This is a genomic window from Halomonas almeriensis, from assembly GCF_030409235.1.
In the GTDB taxonomy this organism is placed as follows: domain Bacteria; phylum Pseudomonadota; class Gammaproteobacteria; order Pseudomonadales; family Halomonadaceae; genus Halomonas; species Halomonas almeriensis.
This window is the reverse complement of the sequence record NZ_JAUFPO010000006.1, coordinates 123,084-141,602: the sequence shown is the minus strand read 5'-3', so window position 1 is coordinate 141,602 and position 18,519 is coordinate 123,084. Positions and strand designations below refer to the sequence as shown.

15 protein-coding genes are annotated in these 18,519 nt (G+C 65.1%); 11 read left to right on the top strand and 4 right to left on the bottom strand.

The annotated features are described in order from the left end of the window. Positions 1–3: 3 nt before the first annotated feature. A complete protein-coding gene (locus tag QWY74_RS04560) occupies positions 4–1,041 on the bottom strand; it encodes a rod shape-determining protein (protein ID WP_264825524.1) in 1,038 nt (345 codons plus the stop codon). 181 nt (positions 1,042–1,222) lie between these two features. Here QWY74_RS04560 and gatC point away from each other — a divergent pair, with 181 nt between their 5' ends. Genes gatC through QWY74_RS04540 form a run of 4 tightly spaced genes read left to right on the top strand, consistent with a single transcriptional unit; the run spans position 1,223 to position 5,050 of the window. Further along, on the top strand, positions 1,223–1,510 hold the full coding sequence (gatC, locus tag QWY74_RS04555) for an Asp-tRNA(Asn)/Glu-tRNA(Gln) amidotransferase subunit GatC (protein WP_264825523.1): 288 nt from the start codon (positions 1,223–1,225) through the stop codon (positions 1,508–1,510). Positions 1,511–1,555: 45 nt separating this feature from the next. Beyond that, complete coding sequence (gatA, locus tag QWY74_RS04550) at positions 1,556–3,016, top strand: Asp-tRNA(Asn)/Glu-tRNA(Gln) amidotransferase subunit GatA (protein ID WP_264825522.1); 1,461 nt, start codon at positions 1,556–1,558, stop codon at positions 3,014–3,016. Next, positions 3,016–4,482, top strand: a complete 1,467-nt coding sequence (gene gatB, locus QWY74_RS04545) for an Asp-tRNA(Asn)/Glu-tRNA(Gln) amidotransferase subunit GatB (protein WP_264825521.1) — start codon at positions 3,016–3,018, stop codon at positions 4,480–4,482. Before gatA ends, gatB begins: the two co-directional genes overlap by 1 nt. Before the next feature lie 31 nt (positions 4,483–4,513). Beyond that, entirely contained in the window at positions 4,514–5,050 is a 537-nt protein-coding gene (locus QWY74_RS04540; protein ID WP_264825520.1) for a DUF421 domain-containing protein, read from the top strand. Positions 5,051–5,084: 34 nt separating this feature from the next. On the opposite strand, the gene QWY74_RS04535 is transcribed toward QWY74_RS04540, so the two are convergent. Next, entirely contained in the window at positions 5,085–5,252 is a 168-nt protein-coding gene (locus tag QWY74_RS04535) for a DUF6435 family protein (protein ID WP_264825519.1), read from the bottom strand. A 125-nt stretch (positions 5,253–5,377) separates the two neighbouring features. After that, on the bottom strand, positions 5,378–6,910 hold the full coding sequence (locus QWY74_RS04530; RefSeq protein ID WP_264825518.1) for an aldehyde dehydrogenase: 1,533 nt from the start codon (positions 6,908–6,910) through the stop codon (positions 5,378–5,380). Positions 6,911–7,093: 183 nt separating this feature from the next. Between QWY74_RS04530 and QWY74_RS04525 the strand changes: the two genes are divergently transcribed. After that, positions 7,094–8,470: a glutamine synthetase family protein gene (locus QWY74_RS04525; RefSeq protein ID WP_264825517.1), complete on the top strand. Its 1,377-nt coding sequence runs from the start codon at positions 7,094–7,096 to the stop codon at positions 8,468–8,470. Here the strand turns inward: QWY74_RS04525 and QWY74_RS04520 are convergent. Further along, positions 8,461–9,534: a substrate-binding domain-containing protein gene (locus QWY74_RS04520; RefSeq protein WP_264825515.1), complete on the bottom strand. Its 1,074-nt coding sequence runs from the start codon at positions 9,532–9,534 to the stop codon at positions 8,461–8,463. The two genes, QWY74_RS04525 and QWY74_RS04520, sit on opposite strands and share 10 nt — an antisense overlap. Before the next feature lie 130 nt (positions 9,535–9,664). Here QWY74_RS04520 and QWY74_RS04515 point away from each other — a divergent pair, with 130 nt between their 5' ends. From QWY74_RS04515 to QWY74_RS04490, 6 genes are all read left to right on the top strand, one after another. Next, a complete protein-coding gene (locus QWY74_RS04515) occupies positions 9,665–10,156 on the top strand; it encodes a formate dehydrogenase subunit gamma (protein ID WP_264825514.1) in 492 nt (163 codons plus the stop codon). Next, a complete protein-coding gene (locus QWY74_RS04510; RefSeq protein ID WP_435389123.1) occupies positions 10,156–11,688 on the top strand; it encodes a formate dehydrogenase beta subunit in 1,533 nt (510 codons plus the stop codon). The genes QWY74_RS04515 and QWY74_RS04510 overlap by 1 nt, the downstream gene beginning before the upstream one ends. Before the next feature lie 20 nt (positions 11,689–11,708). Further along, positions 11,709–14,594: a formate dehydrogenase subunit alpha gene (fdhF, locus tag QWY74_RS04505; protein WP_264825513.1), complete on the top strand. Its 2,886-nt coding sequence runs from the start codon at positions 11,709–11,711 to the stop codon at positions 14,592–14,594. After that, positions 14,591–15,415 (top strand): formate dehydrogenase accessory sulfurtransferase FdhD, encoded by an 825-nt coding sequence (fdhD, locus tag QWY74_RS04500; RefSeq protein ID WP_264825512.1) that lies wholly within the window; start codon positions 14,591–14,593, stop codon positions 15,413–15,415. Before fdhF ends, fdhD begins: the two co-directional genes overlap by 4 nt. A 10-nt stretch (positions 15,416–15,425) precedes the next feature. After that, on the top strand, positions 15,426–15,656 hold the full coding sequence (locus QWY74_RS04495) for a formate dehydrogenase subunit delta (RefSeq protein WP_264825511.1): 231 nt from the start codon (positions 15,426–15,428) through the stop codon (positions 15,654–15,656). Between the two features lie 149 nt (positions 15,657–15,805). Beyond that, the gene (locus tag QWY74_RS04490) at positions 15,806–18,370 is read left to right on the top strand and encodes an FAD-dependent oxidoreductase (protein WP_264825510.1); all 2,565 of its coding nucleotides are present in this window, start codon (positions 15,806–15,808) and stop codon (positions 18,368–18,370) included. The last annotated feature ends 149 nt before the right edge of the window (positions 18,371–18,519 follow it).

The following is an 18,519-nucleotide window of genomic DNA, read 5'->3' as shown; positions in this document are numbered from 1 at the left end:
CGGTCAGTCGCTGGAGAGCAACTCGAACGTACGCTGGTCGATCATCTCTAGGGCCTTGCCGCCGCCACGCGCGACGCAGGTCAGCGGGTCTTCCGCCACTACCACCGGCAGACCGGTTTCCTCGGCAATCAACTTGTCCAGGTCGCGCAGCAGCGCACCACCACCGGTCAACACCAGGCCGCGTTCGGCGATATCTGATGCCAGCTCGGGCGGCGACTGCTCCAGCGCACTCTTCACGGCCGCCACGATGGCCCCCAGGGTTTCCTGCAGGGCGTCGAGAATCTCGTGGGAGTTAAGCGTGAAGCTGCGCGGTATGCCTTCCGCCAGATTTCGGCCACGCACGTCGATCTCACGCAGCTCGCCACCCGGGTAGGCACAACCGATCTCTTCCTTGATGCGCTCGGCCGTGGACTCGCCAATGAGGCTGCCGTAGTGGCGCCGCACATAGGCCGTGATGGCCTCATCGAAGCGATCCCCGCCCATGCGGATGGATTCTGAGTAGACTACGCCGTTGAGCGAGATGATGGCGATCTCGGTCGTACCGCCGCCCACATCGACGACCATCGAGCCCTGGGCTTCCTCGACCGGCAGGCCAGCGCCGATGGCTGCCGCCATGGGTTCCTCAATCAGAAAGACCTCACGGGCGCCCGCCCCTTCGGCGGACTCCTTGATGGCACGACGCTCGACCTGCGTCGACATGCAGGGCACGCAGACCAGGACCCGCGGGCTGGGCGTCAGGAAGGTGCTCTGGTGCACCTTGCGGATGAAATACTGCAACATCTGCTCGGTGACGGTGAAATCCGCGATGACGCCATCCTTCATGGGCCGGATGGCCGTGATGTTGCCTGGGGTGCGTCCCAGCATCCGTTTGGCGTCGGCGCCAACCGCGGCGACACTGCGCATGTTGCCGGACTGGCGGATCGCCACGACCGAAGGCTCGTCGAGGACGATGCCACGGCCGCGGACATAAATCAGTGTGTTGGCGGTTCCCAAATCGATCGACAGATCGCTGGAGAACAGCCCCCTCAAACGTTTGAACATGAACTCGTTACCTAGTGCAGTCCGGAAGCCCTGTGCGGGAGCAAACGGTATCACTGCACCCCGCAGGCGGCAAGCGCTGCGCGTGTCAACGCCTGGCCGGCCCCCTGCCAGCTCGGGCCGGGATGTGCTAACTTATTCGCCTTTCTGGCACAACTCCCACACCCTCGCGAGGACCCCGATCATGGCGATCGAACACGCAGACGTTCTCAGGGCCGCCCATCTGGCCCGGCTGGGCCTGGACGAAGGCGACGCCACTCATTACCTCGATGACCTGGGTCGCATCCTGGAAATGGTCGACCAGCTGCAATCTCTAGATACCGAGGGCGTCACCCCCATGGCACACCCTCTGGACGCCACTCAGCGGCTTCGCGCCGACGAAGTCACCGAAACCGACCAGCGCGATCACTTCCAGCAGTGTGCGCCGGCCGTGGAAAACGGCCTCTACCTGGTGCCCAGGGTCGTCGAATGACCCGCTGTCGCCGTCAACGCCATGTCATCACGGAGCCCAGGCCCCATGCACGATAAGACATTGACCGAACTCGCCACCGGACTGAGCGCCGGCGAGTTTTCCAGCCGCGAGCTGACTCAGGAGCTGCTCGGCCGCATCGACCGTCTGGACGGCCGACTCAACAGCTTCATCAGCGTCACCGCCAAGCCGGCACTGAGCGCCGCGGACCGCGCCGATGCCACACGCGCCGACGGCCAGGCCGGGCCGCTCAACGGCCTGCCGCTGGCCCTCAAGGACATCTTTTGCACACGCGGCGTCAGGACCAGCTGTGGCTCGCGCATGCTCGACAATTTTGTCGCCCCCTATGACGCGACCATCGTCGAGAAGCTCTCCGAGGCCGGCACGGTCAGCCTCGGCAAGACCAACATGGACGAATTCGCCATGGGCTCGTCCAACGAGAACAGCTTCTACGGCCCGGTGAAGAACCCCTGGGACCCGAGCGCCGTCCCCGGTGGCTCCTCGGGGGGCAGCGCCGCGGCCGTGGCCGCCGGCCTGGTGCCCGCCGCCATGGGCACCGATACCGGCGGCTCGATCCGCCAGCCGGCGGCCTTCTGCGGCATCACCGGCCTAAAACCCACCTATGGACGCGTCTCGCGCTACGGCATGATTGCCTATGCCTCGAGCCTCGACCAGGCCGGCCCGATGGCCCGCTCGGCGGCCGACTGCGCCCTGCTGCTGGGGGCCATGGCCGGCCACGACGGTCGCGACTCGACCAGCGTGGCCCGCGGCGTGCCCGACTATCAAAGCGAGCTGGATGCGCCCTTGAATGGGCTGAAAATCGGCCTGCCAGTGGAATACTTCGGCGACGGCCTCGATCCGGCGGTCGAAGCGGCCGTGCGCGAGGCCGTTCAAGTGTATGAATCCCTGGGCGCCACGGTGCGCGAGGTCAGCCTGCCGCATACGCATTACGCCATTCCGGCCTATTACGTCATCGCGCCGGCCGAGGCCTCGTCCAACCTGTCACGCTTTGACGGGGTGCGCTTCGGCCACCGCTGCGAGGCGCCGACGGACCTGATCGATCTCTACAAGCGCAGCCGTGCCGAGGGCTTCGGCGACGAGGTCAAGCGCCGCATCCTGATCGGCACCCATACCCTGTCCGAGGGCTTCTTCGATGCCTACTACAAGAAGGCTCAACAGGTACGTCGCCTGATCCGCCAGGACTTCCTGGATGCCTTCGAGGAAGTCGACGTCCTGATGGGCCCGGCCTCCCCCACGCCGGCCTTCGATCTGGGCGCCAACAAGGATCCGGTGTCAATGTACCTGCAGGACATCTACACCATTGCCGTGAATCTGGCCGGCATACCCGGCATCAGCGTGCCGGCGGGCTTCGCCGGCAACCGCCCCGTGGGGCTGCAGATTCTCGGCACGCATTTCGCCGAAGCTCAGCTGCTGGGTGTCGCCCATCAGTTCCAGCAAAATACCGACTGGCACCTGCGCCGTCCCGCCTTCGCCGAGGAGTCCGCCTGATGCAATGGGAAACCGTGATCGGTCTGGAGGTCCACGTCCAGCTCGCTACCCGTTCCAAGATCTTTTCCGGCGCCTCGACCGCCTTCGGCGCCGAGCCCAATAGCCAAGCCTGTGCGGTGGACCTGGGCCTGCCCGGCGTGCTGCCGGTGCTCAACGAGTCCGCGGTGGCCATGGCGGTCCAGTTCGGCCTTGGCGTCAACGCCGAGATTCCCGAGGTCTCCGTCTTCGACCGCAAGAACTACTTCTATGCCGACCTGCCCAAGGGCTACCAGACCAGCCAGATGTACCAGCCCATCGTCGAGGCCGGCGAGGTCGAAATCAGCCTGGAGGACGGCTCGACCCGGCACATTCGGGTGCACCATGCGCACCTCGAGGAGGATGCCGGCAAGTCGCTGCACGAAGACCTTCACGGCATGACCGGCATCGACCTTAACCGTGCCGGCACGCCGCTTCTGGAGATCGTCTCGGAACCCGACATGCGCTCGGCGAAGGAAGCGGCAGCCTACCTCAAGGCCATTCACTCCATCGTCACCTATCTGGGCATCTCGGACGGCAACATGGCCGAGGGCTCGATGCGCTGCGACGTCAACGTCTCGGTCAGGCCCAGGGGCCAGGAGGCCTTCGGCACCCGTGCCGAAATCAAGAACGTCAACTCCTTCCGCTTCGTCGAGCGCGCCATCGAGTTCGAGGTCGAGCGACAGATCGAGCTGATCGAGGACGGCGGCGAAGTGGTCCAGGAAACCCGCCTCTACGACCCCGAAGCCGATGAAACCCGCAGCATGCGCACCAAGGAGGAAGCCAACGACTACCGTTACTTCCCCTGCCCGGACCTGTTGCCGGTGGTACTCGACCAGGCGTACGTCGACCACCTGCGCGCCAACCTGCCGGAGCTGCCAGCGGACAAGCGCGCCCGCTTCCAGCACGAGTTGGGGCTGTCCGCCTATGACGCCGGTGTGCTGTCCGCCAGCCGCGCCATGGCCGAATATTTCGAGCGCGTCAGGAACACCTGCGGTGACGCCAAGCAGGCCGCCAACTGGGTGCAGGGCGAGCTCTCCGGGGCGCTGAACCGTGAAGGCCTGACGATCGATGACAGTCCGGTCTCCGCCGAACAGCTCGGCCTGCTGATCACCCGTGTGCTGGACGACACCATCAACGGCAAGGCCGCCAAGGACGTCTTCCAGGCCATGTGGCAGGGGGAGGGTGGCAATGCCGACAACAGCGCCGACACCCTTATCGAAGCCAAGGGGCTCAAGCAGGTCACCGACAGCGGCGCCATCGAGGCCATGATCGACCAGGTCATCGCCGAGAGCCCGGCGCAGGTCGCCCAGTACCGTGACGCCGAGCCGGAAAAGCGCGGCAAGATGATCGGCTATTTCGTCGGCCAGGTCATGAAGGCCTCGCGCGGTACGGCCAACCCTCAGCAGGTCAACGGCCTGCTCAAGGAAAAACTTGACGCCCTCTGCTGAGGGCGCGATGAACCGCGTGGAGACAGGCCAGATGACAGACGAAATGGTTACGACGATGCTGGACATGCTGCAGACCATGGGCACGGTGCTGGCCATGTATCTGCTGATCCTGGTGCTGGCCAAGCTGTGCGGCGTGCGCAGCTTTGCCCAGCTGTCGTCCTTCGATATCGCCGCCACCATCGCCATCGGCTCCATCATGGCCTCCACGGTGGTGACCGGCCCCGGCGCCCTGCTTCCAGGCCTGGTTGGACTTACCACGCTCTACGGCCTGCAGGTGGTGGTCTCCGGGTGGCGGCGACGACGCGATGCCGTTCGCCGCACCATCGACTCACCGCCCATCCTACTGATGCAGGCAGGCGGCGAGATCCTATGGGACAACATGGATTGTGCGCGGGTCACCGAGGACGACCTGCGGACCGCCATGCGAGCCGCCAACGTCATCGACCCGCAGAGCGTACAGGCGATTATCATGGAGGGTACCGGCGGCCTACGCGTCCTGCATGGTCACGCAGAGCCGATTCCCAATGACGCCTGGATTCTGCAGGGCGTGCGCCGCTCCCGCCATTGAGCAATGCCACACACCTGCCTGAGCCGTGAGCGGCTCAGGACTTCAATTGCTCGATCTTCTCGCGAAGCGCCTCGGCTTCTTCGGTCAGCTCGGCATTGGCGCGCATGTCGCCGTTGCGCGAGGCCTCCATAGCCTGCTCGAGTTTCTTCTCGTAATCCTTCTGCAACTTCTTCAACGGATCGCTCTTGAACATGCCCAGCATCCTGTCGACTCCTACGGGTAGCGGAATGAAACTTCAGGCCTTGTCACGTCTTTACTGCCCGACATCGAGCGCCGATGCCGGTTCCTGCCGCCGCGGTTCCCTGCGGTTCGCTGGATGCCCGACCCTCAGGGGTCCAGCGTCATCCATACGGTCTTCAGGTCGGAATATTCCTCCAAAGAGTGGTGGGACTTGTCGCGGCCATTGCCGGACTGCTTGACGCCGCCGAAAGGCACCGTTTGATCCATGTCGGCCCAGTTGTTGACGAAGACCTGGCCGGATTGCAGGCGCCGCGAGACGCGCATGATTCGATCGATGTCCTGGCTCCAGACTCCGGCCGCCAGACCATAGTCGCTGTCGTTGGCCAGGCGCAGCGCCTCTTCCTCGGTGTCGAAGCCGAATACCGCCAGCACCGGCCCGAAGATCTCTTCACGGCCGATGGTCATGTTATCGGTGACAGCATCGAACACCGTGGGCTGTATGAACAGCCCCTGACCGTTGACTCCCTCACCCTGCATGGCCTGCCCACCGGTCCTCAGGATCGCCCCCTCGGCCACGCCCTGGCGGATATAATCCAGGACGCGCTGATGCTGGGTGCGGTCGACCATGGCGCCCATAAAGCTGTCCGGGTCGAGCGGGTCGCCGGGCTGCATGCGCTCGGCCGCGGCCAGCACCTTATCGACGAAGGTGTCGCGAATGGTGTTGTCGACCAGCAGTCGCGAGCCGGCAATGCACACCTCCCCCTGATTGTGGAAGATGGCGGCGGCGGCATGTTCGGCCACCCGATCCAGGTCCTTGCAGTCGCCGAACACCAGGTTGGGACTCTTGCCCCCGCACTCCAGGTAGACCCGCTTGAGGTTCGACTGGCCGGCGTACTGCATCAACTGCTTGCCGACGCCGGTCGAGCCGGTGAAGGCCAGACAGTCGACGCCCATCGACAGCGCCAGCGCCTTACCCACCGTATGACCGAAGCCCGGCAGCACCTGAAAGACGCCGGTCGGCAGCCCGGCGTCCCGGGTCAGCTGGGCCAGGCGCAGCGCCGACAGCGGCGACTTTTCCGAAGGCTTGAGGATGACACTGTTGCCGGCGGCCAGCGCCGGGGCGATTTTCCAGGCGGTCATCATCATTGGAAAATTCCAGGGCACGATGGAGGCCACCACGCCCAGCGGCTGACGCAGCACCAGGCCCAGGCTGTCCTCGGCGGTGGGAGCCACCTCGCCATACAGCTTGTCGATGGATTCGGCATGGTGGCGCAGACAACCGATGGCGCCCGCCATGTCCCCGAGGGCGCTGGACACCGGCTTGCCCATGTCGAGGCTGTCGAGCAGGGCCAGTTCATGGCGATTGGCTTCCAGCAGGTCGGCCAGTCGCAGGAGTACCACCTTGCGACTGCCGGGCGCCAGGCGTGACCAGGCGCCTTGTTCGAACGCCCGCCGAGCCACCGTCACCGCGGCTTCTGCATCCGCCTCGTCGCAACTGGCCACTTCCGCCAGGGTCTGGCCGGTCGCCGGATTGACGGAGGTAAAGGTCTCGCCACTGACGGCGTCGACAAAGTCATCGGCGATGTAGGCGCGGCTCTCCGGTCGCAGTGCATCCGCCAGGGCCCGCCAGTCGTCCAGGCTTTGCGGGGCGGTACCGGAACTTGGCGCAGGCGATGTCATGGGGTCACTCCTCTGGCCCGGGGCATGTCGAGCCGAATGCGATGGGGGCAATCTGACGACCAACATACACAGCCAGCCCTGGCTTGCCAATGCGCCCGGTCATCCGTTGGGCCGGTCAATACATGGACGCCGGCCGGGATATTGCGGACAATGCCGTTACCTTCCATGCCATCAGGTGTCCGCATGTCAGACCAGCCCATCGACGAGGCCCGCACCTTCCTGACGCAACACCCCGAGATCACCAGCATTGACCTGCTGATCAGCGACCTCAACGGCGTGTTGAGGGGCAAGCGCATTCCCCGCGAGAACCTGGAGAAGGTCTATCGGGAGGGCGTCAACCTGCCGGCCTCGGTCTTCGCCCTGGACATTCATGGCAACACCGTGGAGGCCACGGGGCTGGGGCTCGACAGCGGCGATGGCGACCGTGTCTGCCAGCCCCTGCCCGGCACGCTGATGCCCAGCCCCTGGCTGCGTGACGGGCGCCAGGCGCAGCTGTTGATGAGCATGGTCGAGGCCGACGGCAGCGGCTTCTTTGCCGACCCGCGCCAGGTATTGCGCCATGTGCTCGGCCGCTTCCGGGCAACGGGGCTGACACCGGTGGTTGCCCTGGAGCTGGAGTTCTATCTGGTCGACCGCCAGCGCGACGCCCGGGGTATGATTCAGCCTCCCCTGTCGCCCTGCAGTGGCGAGCGCGCCACCCAGAGCCAGCTGTACTCGATCGGCGAGCTGGATGAATATGCCGACTTCATCGATGCCATTCATCTGGCCGCCGAGCAGCAGGGGCTGCCGCTGGACACGACGCTCAAGGAGTGCGCGCCCGGGCAGTTCGAAATCAACCTTCGCCATGGCGATGATGCCCTCGCCGCCTGCGATCACGCCGTGCTGCTCAAGCGCCTGATCAAGGGGGTGGCGTTGAGCCAGGGCTTCGATGCCACCTTCATGGCCAAGCCCTATGGCAATGAGGCCGGCAATGGCACTCATGTGCACATCAGCCTTCTGGATGCCGAGGGCCACAACCTCTTTGCCGCCGAGGATGGCGACCCGCTGGGCACAGCCTCTCTCAGGCAGGCCGTAGCAGGGCTGTGCAACAGCATGCCGGCCTCGATGGGCCTGCTGGCGCCCAACCTGAACGCCCTACGGCGCTTTCAGCCGGGACTCTATGTGCCCATGGCGCCCACCTGGGGCTTCGACAATCGCACGGTGGCCATCCGCATTCCCTCCGGCCCCAATGCCGCCCGCCGCCTCGAGCATCGCGTAGCCGGTGCCGATGTCAATCCTTACCTGCTGATGGCCAGCCTGCTGGCCGCCATCGACCACGGCCTGCGTCATCGACTGACGCCGCCGGCGGCGATTACCGGCAACGCCTATGCCCAGGTCGCCCCGAGTCTCACCAACAGCTGGCGCCAGGCGCTCGACCTGCTGGAACAGGACCCGGTGTTAAACGAAGCCCTGGGGCGCGACTTCCTGAAGGTCTTCATCGCCAATCGCCGCGCCGAGCGCGACCTGGCCCTGCAGGCGGTCAGCCAGCTGGAGTATGACTGGTACCTGCGTCAGGTCTGAGCCGGGGCCCTCAGCAGCGCCTCGACGCCCTCGACCTCACCACAGCGATTCAGGCTGTAGCCCGGCAATGCCGACACCGCCTGTTGAAAGGCGTCACTCGCCAGCACCTCGCGGAAGCTCTCGAGCCTTGGCTCGCTCAGGCTGCGATGATGACAGACCAGCAGATAATCCTCGCTGGCCAGTGGCAGGAAATCCAGCCCGAAGCGACGCGCCGCTGCCTCCACCCCGAAGCCGACATCGGCCATGCCGGCGGCAATATAGGCGGCTACCGCCGAGTGGGTGTATTCCTCGAGTTCATAGCCCTGAATGTATCGGGATGACAGACCGGCATCGCGCAGCAGACCGTCCAGCAGGGCGCGGGTGCCGGAATCGGGCTGGCGGTTGATGAAACGTGCCTGCCCTTCGACCAGCGTCGCCAACCCCTCAACCCCGCAGGGGTTGCCCGGTCGCAGCATCAACCCCTGGCGGCGCGTGATGAAGCGCAGCACCCGATGGCTGCGCGGCTTGAGCAGGTGTCGATAGCTTCGCGCCAGGCGCGCTCCGACCGCGCCCTGGGGCAGATGGAAACCGGCCAGGTCACAGGCTCCGCGATTCAGGCCGACCAGGGCCTCGCGGGGGCTGCAATATTGCAGGTCCAGGCGCAGCTCCTCGAGATATTCCGGGAGCAGTTCCACGGCATAGCCGTGGCTGGCATAGAGGCGTAATACCGGCTTAACGCCTTCCAGGGTCTGCTGAATGGCCAGATTGAGCTCCGAGCCGAGGCTTTCCAGCTGCGGGCCCAGGCGCGCGATGACACGCTGCTCCGCCCACAGGAGCTTCTCCCCGAGCGGCGACAGATGTGCTCCCTTGCCGCGCTGCAGCTCGACCAGGCTGATGCCGAAGAACTCCTGCCACTTGCCGAGCAGGTTCCAGGCATGGCGGTAGGAAACCCCGGCCATCCGCGCGGCTTCGGTGAGCTTGCCATGGCGATGCACACCCTCCAGCAGCACGAATACCTGAGGGTCCAGCTGATTGCCCGCCTCGTCGCTGAAATACCAGGCCGGCGTGATGCGTATGCGCTTCATATGATGCAGGTTTCATATTTTGCAAATGACCATCCAATGCTAGCTTTAAGGCAACCGTGACGCACGCTCAACCGCTATAATATGAAAGAGCGTGCCTATATAGACGAAAACAACTATCAGGTGATGTCCGATGAGCCCATCCGCCGATTGGACGCCGCAACTGATTCAGGGCGAGATCGACGCCCTGAAGCACAAGCCCGGTGCCCTTCTGCCCATTCTCCACGCCATACAGGACAGGGTCGGCTACGTGCCGGAGGGCGCCGTCCCCCTGCTCGCCGAGTCGCTGTTGATGACGCGCGCCGAGGTGCATGGTGTCATCACGTTCTACCACCACTTCCGCACATCGCGGCCGGGCAGCCATGTGGTACGCATCTGTCGTGCCGAGGCCTGCCAGGCCCTGGGCGCGCGCACACTGGAAGCCCACGCCAAGGCGAGCCTCGAGGTCGACTATCACCAGACGACGCGTGACCGGGAGATCACCCTGGAAGCCGTCTACTGCCTGGGCAACTGCGCCTGCGGCCCCTCCATCAGCGTCGACGACCGTGTTCACGGGCGGGTCACGACGGAAAGCTTCGACCGCCTGGTCGAGGACATGCGCACCGTGCCGCTGGAGGTCAAATAATGGTTCGTGTCTATGTACCCTGTGACACCACGGCACTGGCCATGGGCGCCGACGCCGTGGCGGCTCGCCTGCAGTCCGAGGCCACTGTCCGAGGCGGCGACATCGAGCTGATTCGCAACGGCTCCCGCGGGCTGGCCTGGCTCGAGCCCATGGTCGAGGTCGAGACGCCCGCCGGCCGCGTCGCCTATGGCCCGGTCAGTGCCGGGGACGTGCCCGGCCTGATGGATGCCGGCCTGCTGGAGGGGCGTGACGAACATCCGCTTTGCTGCGGCCCGACCGACGCCATTCCCTACCTCGCCCGTCAGCAGCGCCTGACCTTCTCGCGCATCGGCATCACCGATCCCCTGTCGCTGGACGATTACCGCGCCCTGGAGGGCTTCCAGGGTCTGGAAAACGCCCTGGCGATGCAGGGTCAGGCCATCGTCGATGAGGTCAAGGAATCCGGACTGCGCGGCCGGGGCGGCGCGGCCTTCCCCACCGGCATCAAGTGGCAGACCGTGCACGAAGCCCCCGGCGAACAGAAGTACATTGTCTGCAATGCCGATGAAGGCGACTCCGGCACCTTCGCCGACCGCCTGGTCATGGAATGCGACCCCTACATGCTGATCGAGGGCATGGCGATCGCCGGCCTGGCGGTGGGCGCCACCCAGGGCTACATCTACCTGCGTTCCGAGTACCCGCTGGCCAAGCGCATCCTCGACGAGGCCATCGCCCGCGCCAAGCAGGCCGGCTACCTGGGAGCGAACATGCGGGGCAGCGGCCGGCACTTCGAGCTGGAGGTCCGCCTCGGCGCCGGTGCCTATATCTGCGGCGAGGAAACCTCGTTGCTCGAAAGCCTTGAGGGCAAGCGCGGCATGGTGCGTTACAAGCCGCCGCTGCCGGCCATCGTCGGCCTGTTCGGCTGTCCCACGGTGGTCAATAACGTCCTCTCGCTGGCCGCCGTGCCCTACATCCTCGCCCGGGGCAGTCAGGCCTATGCGGACTTCGGCATGGGCCGTTCCCGCGGCACCCTGGCGATTCAGCTGGCCGGCAACGTCAAGCGCGGCGGCCTGATCGAACTGGCCTTCGGCACCACCCTGCGCGAGGTCATGGAATCCTTCGGCGGCGGCACCTTCACCGAGCGACCGCTGAGGGCGGTGCAGGTCGGCGGCCCGCTGTGTGCCTACCTGCCCGAAAGCCAGTGGGACATGCCGCTGGACTATGAGACCTTCGCCGAAGTCGGCGCGGGCGTGGGCCACGGCGGCGTCGTGATGTTCGACGACAGCGTCGACATGGCCCAGCAGGCGCGCTTCTCGATGGAATTCTGCAAGGTGGAGTCGTGCGGCAAGTGCACGCCCTGCCGTATCGGCTCGACCCGCGGCGTGGAGGTCATCGACCGCATCGTCGCCAACCAGGATCGCGCCGCCAACCTGGAGCTGCTCGAAGAGCTCTGCGAAACCATGGAAGACGGCTCCCTGTGCGCCATGGGCGGCATGACGCCCTTCCCGGTGAAGAGTGTAATGAACCATTTTCCTGACGACCTGCAGCGTTGAGCGCTGAGGGAGAGAACGCCATGCTCGGCTATTACGACCCCAACAAGAGCGCATTATCGAAAGATCTGGGCACGCCCGCCCGGCTGTCGGAGAACCACGTCAGCCTGGAAATCGATGGCGTGGAGATCAGCGTGCCCGAGGGCACCTCGGTGATGCGCGCCGCGGCGCTTGCGGATATCAACATCCCCAAGCTGTGCGCCAGTGACAATCTCGAAGCCTACGGCTCCTGTCGCCTGTGTGCCGTGCAGGTCGAGGGCAAGCGCGGTTATCCGGCCTCCTGCACCACTCCGGTGGAAGCCGGCATGCAGGTCACGACCCAGAACACCAAGCTGGCTCGTCTGCGCCGCAATGTCATGGAGCTCTACATCTCCGACCACCCGCTGGACTGCCTGACCTGTGCCGCCAACGGCGACTGCGAGCTGCAGGACATGGCCGGCGCCGTGGGTCTGCGCGAAGTCCGTTACGGCTATTCCGGCGAGAACCACCTCGACGCCGAAAAGGACGAGTCGAACCCCTACTTCAGCTTCGATCCCAGCAAGTGCATCGTCTGCTCGCGCTGCGTGCGCGCCTGCGAGGAAGTCCAGGGCACCTTCGCCCTGACCATTGACGGCCGCGGCTTCGACTCCAAGGTCTCGCCAAGCCAGATGGAAGACTTCATGGATTCCGAGTGCGTGTCCTGCGGCGCCTGTGTCCAGGCCTGCCCGACCGCCACCCTGATGGAAAAGAGCGTCATCGAACAGGGCGTGCCGGATCACAGCGTCATCACCACCTGCGCCTACTGCGGCGTCGGCTGCTCCTTCAAGGCCGAAATGAAGGGCAGCGAAGTGGTGCGCATGGTCCCCTACAAGGGCGGTGACGCCAATCACGGCCATTCCTGCGTCAAGGGCCGTTTCGCCTTCGGCTATGCGACCCACCAGGATCGCCTGACCACCCCGATGATTCGCGATTCCATCGAGGAAGCCTGGCGCGAGGTCAGCTGGGAGGAAGCCATTGGCTTTGCCGCCGAGCGGCTCAAGACCACCCAGGCAAAGTATGGCCGCGAGAGCATCGGTGGCATCACCTCCTCGCGCTGCACCAACGAGGAAACCTACCTGGTGCAGAAACTGATCCGCACGGCCTTTCGCAACAACAACACCGACACCTGCGCCCGGGTCTGTCACTCGCCCACCGGCTATGGTCTGAAGACCACCCTCGGCGAGTCCGCGGGGACCCAGACCTTCGACTCGGTGATGAAGTCGGATGCCATCATCGTCATCGGCGCCAACCCCACCGACGCCCATCCGGTATTCGCCTCCCAGATGCGTCGCCGCATGCGCCAGGGAGCCAGCCTGATCGTCGCCGACCCCCGGCATATCGACCTGCTGGACACCCCGCATCGCAGCGATGCCCAGCACCTGCCGCTGCGTCCGGGCACCAATGTGGCGCTGGTCAATGCCCTGGCGCACGTGGTGGTCAACGAGGGTCTCGAGGATCATGACTTCATCGCCAAGCGCTGCGACACCGAAGCCTATCGCGCCTGGCGCGACTTCATCAGCGAGGAACGTCATTCACCGGAAGCCGTCGAGAACGTGACCGGCGTCTCCGCCGAAGCCGTGCGCCGTGCCGCTCGCACCTATGCCAGCGTCCCCAATGGCGCCATCTACTATGGCCTGGGCGTCACCGAGCACAGCCAGGGCTCGACCATGGTCATGGGCATCGCCAACCTCGCCATGGCCACCGGCAACATCGGTCGCGAAGGCGTCGGCGTGAACCCGCTGCGCGGCCAGAACAATGTCCAGGGCTCCTGCGACATGGGCTCCTTCCCGCATGAGCTGCCCGGTTACCAGCATGTCGGCGATGCCGAGGCCCGTGGCCGCTTCGAGGAAATCTGGGGCGTGCCCATCGACGACGAGCCCGGCCTGCGTATTCCCAACATGTTCGACGCCGCCATCGAGGGCACCTTCAAGGCGATGTACGTGCAGGGCGAAGACATTGCCCAGTCCGACCCCAACACCCAGCACGTCGAGGCCGCCCTGACCTCGCTGGACTGCCTGATCGTGCAGGATATCTTCCTCAACGAGACCGCCAAGTACGCCCATGTGCTGCTGCCCGGCTCGAGCTTTCTGGAGAAGAACGGCACCTTCACCAATGCCGAGCGCCGCATCAACCGGGTGCGCAAGGTGATGCCGCCGCGTGCCGGCAAGGAAGACTGGGAGATCACCGTCGACCTGGCGCGTGCCCTGGGCTATCCGATGGACTATCAACACCCCTCGGAGATCATGGACGAGATTGCGCGCTTGGCGCCGACCTTCACCGGCGTCAGCTACGACAAGCTCGAGGAACTCGGCAGCCTGCAGTGGCCCTGCAATGAGGCGCATCCGCAGGGCACCCCGACCATGCACGAATTCGACTTCCCGATCGGCCTGGGGCGCTTCGCCATCACCGAGTACGTGGCCACCGAGGAGCGCACCAACCGGCGCTTCCCGCTGTTGCTGACCACCGGTCGCATCCTCTCCCAGTACAATGTCGGCGCACAGACGCGACGCACCGACAACCAGAGCTGGCACGACGAGGATGTCCTGGATATCCACCCCTCGGACGCGGAAATGCGCGGCATCGGTGACGGCGACTGGCTGGGCATCACCAGCCGTTCCGGCCAGACGGTGCTGCGAGCCCGGCTCAGCGAGCGCATGCAACCGGGGGTGGTCTATACCACCTTCCACCACCCGGGCAGCGGAGCCAACGTGATCACCACCAACAGCTCCGACTGGGCCACCAACTGCCCCGAGTACAAGGTCACGGCGGTGCAGGTGGAGAAGGTCAGCCAGCCTTCGGCCTGGCAGAAGCGCTATGACGACTTTGATCGCGCGCAGCGCGAGTACCTGGCCTCGGCGCGTGAGCCGGTGGCCCACGGAGTCAGGCAGTGACGGAGGCGGTATGGTCGGGCCGGTTTGCGGTCGAGGAACACCGCGAACCGGCCTGGCAGGCCGACTGTCGTGACGACGACCTGGTGCTGGAGACGCCGGTAGCGCTGGTCTACAACGGCATTTCGCATGCCGTGATGATGGCCAGCCCGGTCGACCTGGAGGATTTCGGCCTGGGGTTCAGCCTGACCGAGGGTATACTCGAACATCCCGACGAGCTGTACGACCTGACGATACACCAGGAGGTGGACGGCATTGCCCTGCACCTGGAGATCGCCAGCCAACGCATGGCCGAGCTGCGCCAGCATCGTCGCAGCCTGTCGGGCAAGACCGGCTGCGGCCTGTGCGGCACAGAGTCCCTGGAACAGGCCATTCGGCCGATTGCAAGGGTGGAGGCCCGGGATCCCGGCGATGCCGTCATTCAGCGCGTGCTGTCGCGTTTGCGTGAACACCAGCCCATCCAGACCGCCACCGGGGCCAGTCATGGCGCCGCCTGGTGCGACCTGAACGGCGACATTCTGATCGCCCGAGAGGATGTCGGACGACACAACGCCCTGGACAAGATGATCGGCGCCCTGGCCCGCCAGCGCACGAGCCGGCAGGAGGGCTTTGCCCTGGTGTCTAGCCGCGCCAGCTACGAGATGGTGCACAAGTGCGCCAGCGTCGGGATCGGCACCCTGGTGGCCGTCTCGGCGGCCACCAGCCTGGCGGTGGACCAGGCCTGCCGGGCAGGCCTGATGCTGGTCGGCTTCGCGCGTCCCGGCCGTCATCTGGTCTATCACCGCCCGAGCGGCACGCCATCCCCCGCCCTGCAACACGCTTGAGGAGTACCCCATGTCCCACGACCAGAGCGAGACCCTGATCCACATGGTCAACCAGATCGCCCACAACCTGCAGAGCGCCAGCGACCCGGCCACCGGCGTCAAGAATCACCTGGAGAAATTCTGGGCACGCAGCATGAAGGAACGCATCATCGCCTGCCTGGATGCGCCTGACTGCGCGCTCACGCCGGTGGCCCGTCAAGCCGTGGAGCAACTGGCACAGCAGCGACGCCAGGCGTCGTGAATCAACCACGCTTTCTACCGTTCGCCGGCCCCGAATGCCCTCGGCTGTCGCCATGACACATGGCGACGTCGTGATGGGGCAGCCTGCGTCATCGCCGTGCAGTAGCGTGTCAGAATAGCGCTCGATCCCAAGGTAACGGAGGAACAACCATGGCAACCTTTCCCACTCAGGCAGACGTCGTCATCATTGGTCAGGGGGGCATTGTCGGCGCTTCCGTGGCCCATCACCTGATCGAGCGTGGCTGGGAGAACATTGTGGGTATCGACAAGTCGGCGATCCCCACCGATATCGGCTCGACGTCGCACGCCTCCGACTTCTGCTTCGCCACCGCACACGATGAAATGACCTGCTACACCACCACCTACTCCATCGAGTTCTTCGACAAGATGGGGCACTACGACCGGGTCGGGGGTCTCGAGGTCGCGCGGGTCGGCGATGATGAGCGGATGGAGGAGCTCAAGCGCAAGGTCGACTCCGGACGCGCCTTCGGCACCAATGTGCGCATGATCGGACCGAAGGAAGCCAAGGAGCTCATGCCGCTGATCGAGGAAGACCAGATCCAGGGCGCGATGTACGACCCGGACGCAGGTCTGGTCATCCCGCGCTCGCAGATCTTCAGCGGCGAACTGGTGAAGAAGGCCGAAGAGACGGGCAAGCTCCAGGCCTTCGCTAACACCCCGGCAACCGGCCTCGAGATCGAGAACGGCCGCATCAAGGGCGTGTATACCCATCGTGGCTACATCGAAGCGCCGTACGTCGTCTGCTGCGCCGGCCTCTGGGGCCGCATGATCGCTGAAATGGCCGGCGAGGACCTGCCGATCATGCCGGTAGACCACCCGCTGCTGTGGTTCGGACCGTACGATGAATTCGCCGGCACCGGCAAGGAGATCGGCTACCCACTGCTGCGCGACCAGGGCAATTCGGCCTATCTGCGCGACACCGGTGATCCGAAGAGCACCGAGGGCGGCCAGATCGAGTGGGGCTACTACGAGGAGAAGGCGCCGCGCATGGTGCATCCCCGCGACATTCTCGAGAAGGAAGAGGCCCGCCTGTCGCCCTCGCAGCGTGACCTGGAGATGGAGCAGATCATGGAGCCGCTCGAGCGGGCCATGGAGCTGACTCCCATTCTGGGAGAGCTAGGTTATGACGAGAAACACTCGTTCAATGGCCTGCTGCAGGTCACCGCCGACGGCGGCCCATCCATCGGCGAGTCCGCCAAGGTGCGCGGCCTGTGGTACGTCGAGTCGGTCTGGGTGAAGGACGGCCCGGGTACCGGCAAGGTCGTCGCCGACTGGATGACCGACGGGCGCGTCGATCTCGACCCGCACGGCATCGACTTCACGCGCTACTACCCCTTCCAGAAGGAAGCGGACTATATCCACGACCGCTGCTACGAGACCGCCTTCAAGATCTACAACCCGCCGGTGCACAACCGCGAGCCCTACACCGCGGCGCGCAACCTGCGTCAGAGCCCCTTCTACGAGCGCGAGGTCGAGCTCGGTGGCTACTTCATGGAAGCCGCCGGCTGGGAGCGTGCGCACGGCTACGCCAGCAACGAGCACCTGCTCGCGAAATGGGGCGACAGGATTCCGGAACGCAACGCCGAATGGGATAACCGCCACTTCTGGCGTGTCTCCAACGCCGAGCATCTCGAGCTGTCCGAGAACGTCGGCATGATCAACCTGTCGCACTTCGCCATCTACGACATCACGGGCCGCGATGCCGAAGCGCTGATGGAGTACACCAGCGTGGCCAAGGTCGGCGGCGACATGCCGATCGGCAAGGGCGTCTACACCCACTTCCTCGACCATCTGGGCGGCGTGCGCGCCGATCTGACGGTCCTGCGCATGGGCGAGAGCCATTACCGCGTCATCGACGGTGGCGACGCGGGCAACCGCGACTATATCTGGATGAAGCGCATGGCCGAGGACAAGGGCTTCAGCGTCGACATTCAGGAACGCACCACCGACTACGGCTGCATCGGCCTGTGGGGCCCGAACGCCCGCACGACGCTGCAGGCCGTCGTCGACGACCCGGATGCCCTCACGGTGGAGAACTTCCCGTTCGCCGCCGTCAAGGACATCACGGTCAACGGCACCCCGGTCACCGCCTTCCGGATCTCCTATGTCGGCGAGCAGGGCTGGGAGCTGCACTTCCAGTACGACGATGGCCTGGCGCTGTGGGACACCCTGTACGACCAGGGCGTCACCCCGGTGGGCATCGAGACCTACGCCAACAGCCGTCGTCTGGAGAAGTGCCTGCGCCTGCAGAATGCCGATCTGAAAACCGACTACAACCTCATGGAAGCAGGCCTGGCCCGGCCCAAGGTCAAGGCGGCCGACTTCCATGGTAAGGAGGCCTACGTCGCCCAGCGCGAGCGTGCGCACCAGCCCGCTTATCTGTGCACCTTGACGATGACCGACAACACCGATGCCAACGGCGTCGCGCGTTACCCGGTGGGTCACATGCCGATCATGGACCCGCAGACCGGCAAGACCCTGGTCGATGAGCTGGGTCGGAATTCCTACGTCACCAGCGTTGCCTACGGCCCGTCCGTGGGCAAGAACATCTGCCTCGGCTATCTGCCCTATGCCTACTGCGAGGAAGGCCGCACCCTCCAGGTCCAGTACTTCGACGAGATCTACCCGGTACAGGTCGAGTCGGTCGGTTACAAGCCGCTGTACGATCCGGAAAACCTGCGCCCCAAGAGCTGAGCCCTGGAAGTGAGGTGCTAACTGTGAGGAGTAAGAGGTAAGGAGTAAGAGGTAAGAAATAAGAAGGGAAAAGTGAGCGCCAGGAGGGTCTGCCTTCCTGGCGCTTTCGTTTGCTGACGCCTTGCCTGGCGTTCGCCCCGGTCTGCCTG

Bases quoted from the DNA above. Each gene is read 5' to 3' on its own strand.
- QWY74_RS04560 (WP_264825524.1), bottom strand. From the start codon at position 1,041: ATGTTCAAACGTTTGAGGGGGCTGTTCTCCAGCGATCTGTCGATCGAT.
- gatC (WP_264825523.1), top strand. From the start codon at position 1,223: ATGGCGATCGAACACGCAGACGTTCTCAGGGCCGCCCATCTGGCCCGG.
- gatA (WP_264825522.1), top strand. From the start codon at position 1,556: ATGCACGATAAGACATTGACCGAACTCGCCACCGGACTGAGCGCCGGC.
- gatB (WP_264825521.1), top strand. From the start codon at position 3,016: ATGCAATGGGAAACCGTGATCGGTCTGGAGGTCCACGTCCAGCTCGCT.
- QWY74_RS04540 (WP_264825520.1), top strand. From the start codon at position 4,514: ATGACAGACGAAATGGTTACGACGATGCTGGACATGCTGCAGACCATG.
- QWY74_RS04535 (WP_264825519.1), bottom strand. From the start codon at position 5,252: ATGCTGGGCATGTTCAAGAGCGATCCGTTGAAGAAGTTGCAGAAGGAT.
- QWY74_RS04530 (WP_264825518.1), bottom strand. From the start codon at position 6,910: ATGACATCGCCTGCGCCAAGTTCCGGTACCGCCCCGCAAAGCCTGGAC.
- QWY74_RS04525 (WP_264825517.1), top strand. From the start codon at position 7,094: ATGTCAGACCAGCCCATCGACGAGGCCCGCACCTTCCTGACGCAACAC.
- QWY74_RS04520 (WP_264825515.1), bottom strand. From the start codon at position 9,534: ATGAAGCGCATACGCATCACGCCGGCCTGGTATTTCAGCGACGAGGCG.
- QWY74_RS04515 (WP_264825514.1), top strand. From the start codon at position 9,665: ATGAGCCCATCCGCCGATTGGACGCCGCAACTGATTCAGGGCGAGATC.
- QWY74_RS04510 (WP_435389123.1), top strand. From the start codon at position 10,156: ATGGTTCGTGTCTATGTACCCTGTGACACCACGGCACTGGCCATGGGC.
- fdhF (WP_264825513.1), top strand. From the start codon at position 11,709: ATGCTCGGCTATTACGACCCCAACAAGAGCGCATTATCGAAAGATCTG.
- QWY74_RS04495 (WP_264825511.1), top strand. From the start codon at position 15,426: ATGTCCCACGACCAGAGCGAGACCCTGATCCACATGGTCAACCAGATC.
- QWY74_RS04490 (WP_264825510.1), top strand. From the start codon at position 15,806: ATGGCAACCTTTCCCACTCAGGCAGACGTCGTCATCATTGGTCAGGGG.